The following is a 3726-nucleotide window of genomic DNA, read 5'->3' on the forward strand; positions in this document are numbered from 1 at the left end:
TTAATTTATATGAGAGTGATGTGCCGCTGATGACAAAACTTAAATCACCAATTGGTAGAGGTGCTTTTGGTTATTATGACTATCGTCTTGATGGCAGTTCAATGGGAACAGATGGTAAACTGATCAATAGAATCGAGGTGATTCCTAAAAATCCAAGAGGTGCTGTTTTTGCAGGATACATCTACATACGAGATGATAGCTGGAATATACTAGAGGCAGATCTGTTTATCACAGGTAGTAATATTCAAAATAGTTTTTTGGATACCATGAGGTTGCGGCAGGTTCACATTCCATTAGGAGATGATAACTGGGTAGTATTTCAACAGAACCTTGATATCCAAGTTTCGCTTATGGGCTTTGTAATCAGTGGAGGTTTTAGCGGTGTATTTAGCAATTTCGACCTTTCGCCAGATATAGATCGTAGATTTTTTAGATCTGAAGTAATTGGTTTTGATCCGGAATATAATCAGAGAAGTAATTTACAATGGGATTCAATTCGCCCAATTCCACTTATAGATCAAGAAAAGTGGGATTTTCAAGTAAAAGATAGCATTGAAACGGTGCGTAACGATCCTAGTTTTATTGATTCTCTAGATAGGGAGTTCAATCGGTTTAAGGTGATGGATGTTTTGACCGGCTATCAATTCAGAAAAAGGAATAATAATTTTTCAGGGCAAATTCACTCTCCGCTCAATGACTTTAGTTATAATGCAATTCGTGGATGGCACACTAATCTTAGGGCGGAGATTTCAAAAAAAAATCTGCTTAGGACCAACGATGAGTTAACATCAGAAGTATTGGTTAATTATGGCTTCAGTAGTAAGCAATTTCAGCCCCAAATGCGGCTTTTTTTACTGAGAGATCCTATTCTCAGATCGAGCTACACTTTAAGTGGGGGAAGAAAATTAGCACAGTTTTATGAATATCAGGATGTGCCTGAGTTTTTGAATTCTTTTTATAGTTATTTTAGAGGGAGAAACTATGCCCGCTATTTTCAAAAAGATTATGTAAAGCTTGAGTCTTCAAGCAGACCATTGCGGTGGCTTTCTTATAACGTTTCATTTGAGTATGCTTCACGAACTTTTGTCGAAAATAATGTCAATAATTCCCGGAGAAAGAAGGATCGTCCTTTTGAAGAAAATATTCCTTATGCAACTGGTGATTTTAACCTTGAAGATCATGAGGTGATAAAAACGTCGATCAGACTTAATTTCCTTCCCGGAGCAAGATTTGTTAGTTTTCCTGATAGTAGGATTTATATAGGTGGCAGTCGTTTCCCAAGGGTTACATTGGGAATTGATGCAGGGCATTATCTGAAAAGTGATACAGATTTGTTTGTCAGGATAATGGGTGTATTTAGTTATAGTAGGACTTTATCAACCTGGGGTACTTCATCATTAAGGTGGGTAGGAGGACTTACTGTAGCAGGAAGTAGCGATATGAATTTTGTCGATCATAAACACTTTTTAGCAAATAGAGCAGCGTTTCTTGTGTCGGGCGACATCAACAGGGGATTTTTTGACTTACCTCATTATGAATATTCTACCTCCGGTAGATTTATGGAGCTGCATTATGAACACAATTTTGGGGCTAAAATACTCTCCAATATTCCCGGTATCAGATGGCTAGAATGGCATTGGCAGGCCGGTTTTAAAATGTTAGATATTCAGGAGCGTAATACACATAATGAGTTGTTTGTTGGTTTTAGTAATATTGGCTACGGTCCGTTTCGAATATTTCGCGTCGATGGTGCATTTATTTTCAATGGTACCGAATTTGATCGCTCACGATTCAGAGTATCCGCTAATTTGCCAATTGGTCGACAGTGGTTTTATTAGGGTTGATAGTTTTAAAATAAATGAAAATTAAGTTTGGAGTTAAATAGCCATAAATTGCTAATTAATTGATGTTGTTGTCTTGTGCTTTTTCAAAAAGCGATACATTTAATGAAATGTATCTGTCTTGAAAACGTTTGGAATGTACATAAAATCTAGTCTATTGAAACTTAATCAAACTTTAAGGTTTAATTTAAAAATCAATAAGGGTTGCCAACCTAAAACACAAATTTCTATTGCCTAAGCATCCTGTTCATCCTTTTTTGGCTCTATTGCATATTCATCTCTCCAGTCCGTCAATGCAAGATACATAATAAGGATTCCACCAAATGCCATTCCCAGATGCACAAAAAGAGTCATTAATGGTGTGAGGTTTTCAAGAAATCGCAGAAAGACAAACCTGATACCCATTAAATTAAAGACGATGGACAGGAACCCTGTAGCTAAAAGAAGGAAACCTAGAAGTGCAAAGTATGGTTTTTTATTAGTTGACATCAATAGCTGTATTTGTTTAAAATTTTTTAATTTTACTTTTTGATAAATCCGTTAAGTAGACCACAAATTTATAATGCATGAATCGATAAAAGGTTACGAAATAGTGGAAAGTTAATAAATTGAAAAGTAAAAATGATAATTGCATCTACCCATGGTCTAGTTTTTAGTAAAATTTATAATTAGGATTTTAATTTTTGAGTTACTGTGTTTTTTAAAAAAGGAAAAAGTTAATTAAACAATAGTTTTATATCTAAATGGCTTTACAGAAAATAGATAAAGTATCCATCATTGAATGTCCCCGTGATGCCATGCAGGGGTTGAGGGATTTTATACCTACCAAAAAAAAAGTGGACTATTTAAATCAACTCTTAAAGGTAGGATTTCATACCATTGATTTTGGGAGTTTTGTTTCTCCTAAAGCCATTCCGCAAATGAGGGATACAGCTGAAGTACTTCACGGATTAGACAGTGAATTACTAAAGAAAAACAAATTATTGGCTATAGTCGCCAACCTCAGAGGGGCAAAAGCTGCTTGTGAACATCCGGAAATTGATTATCTCGGTTATCCCTTTAGTATTTCAGAAACTTTTCAGCTTCGAAATACAAATGCTACAATAGATGAATCTCTCGACCGGCTTAGTGATATTTTAGAAATTGCGAAGGATTCCAATAAAGAGATGGTAGTTTATCTGTCGATGGGTTTCGGCAATCCCTATGGTGATCCCTGGAATGCAGAGATCGTAATTAAATGGTCTGAAATTTTATATAGTTTGGGGGTTAGAATCTTAATGCTTTCAGATACTATTGGTGTAGCTAGACCCGAGAGCATTAGTTATATATTTAGTCAGGTTATTCCTATTCTTCCGGAAGTAATTTTTGGTGCACACTTTCATACAGCGCCTCACAATTGGGAAGAAAAAATTGAAGCTGCCTATAGTTCCGGATGCAGGAGGTTTGATGGAGCAATTAAAGGATACGGTGGTTGTCCTATGGCGAAAGACGAATTGACCGGAAATATGCCAACAGAAAATGTTCTGAGTTTTTTTAATGACAGAAGAATTGAAACCGGAATAGATGAGCTGGAGTTTAGAAGTGCCATTTTACATTCATCAAAAGTATTTCCTTTAGATTGATTTTTTATAACTTGCCTCTTAATTTAATAATAAATTTAATTAATATTGTCAAATCTCCACAAATTTTAATATGAAAAGCTTTTTAACGCTCTTGTTTACAGGAGTTTTCTTCCTTTTTTCTTTTACTATTTTTGCTCAGAATTTTCTGGATCGAATCAGTTTTGATGAACAACGATTTACAGAAATTCAAGCGCTCGATTTATTTGCGATTGATAAAACTATTAAAAATGAGAACTTTGAAGGGACAGGATTGAAAAATGGAC

At 35.2% G+C, this 3726-nt stretch carries 4 protein-coding genes; 3 read left to right on the top strand and 1 reads right to left on the bottom strand.

Annotation, left to right across the window (positions count from 1 at the left end; genetic code table 11):
• A partial coding sequence (locus EA412_00315) for a hypothetical protein (GenBank protein ID TVR84511.1) occupies nucleotides 1–1838 on the top strand: 1838 nt, incomplete at its 5' end.
• Nucleotides 1839–2075: 237 nt separating this feature from the next.
• On the opposite strand, the gene EA412_00320 is transcribed toward EA412_00315, so the two are convergent.
• Nucleotides 2076–2330: a hypothetical protein gene (locus EA412_00320; protein TVR84512.1), complete on the bottom strand. Its 255-nt coding sequence runs from the start codon at nucleotides 2328–2330 to the stop codon at nucleotides 2076–2078.
• A 269-nt stretch (nucleotides 2331–2599) separates the two neighbouring features.
• On the opposite strand from EA412_00320, the gene EA412_00325 reads away from it, so the two are divergent.
• Nucleotides 2600–3463 carry a hydroxymethylglutaryl-CoA lyase gene (locus EA412_00325; protein TVR84514.1) on the top strand — a complete coding sequence of 288 codons (864 nt, stop codon included), beginning with the start codon at nucleotides 2600–2602 and terminating at the stop codon, nucleotides 3461–3463.
• A 70-nt stretch (nucleotides 3464–3533) separates the two neighbouring features.
• The coding region (locus tag EA412_00330; GenBank protein TVR84513.1) for a hypothetical protein at nucleotides 3534–3726 on the top strand (193 nt) is incomplete at its 3' end.

It is taken from the genome of Chitinophagaceae bacterium (assembly GCA_007695095.1).
In the GTDB taxonomy this organism is placed as follows: domain Bacteria; phylum Bacteroidota; class Bacteroidia; order Chitinophagales; family REEL01; genus REEL01.

Coding starts and splice junctions, on each gene's coding strand:
- EA412_00320 (TVR84512.1), bottom strand. CDS start 2,330: ATGTCAACTAATAAAAAACCATACTTTGCACTTCTAGGTTTCCTTCTT.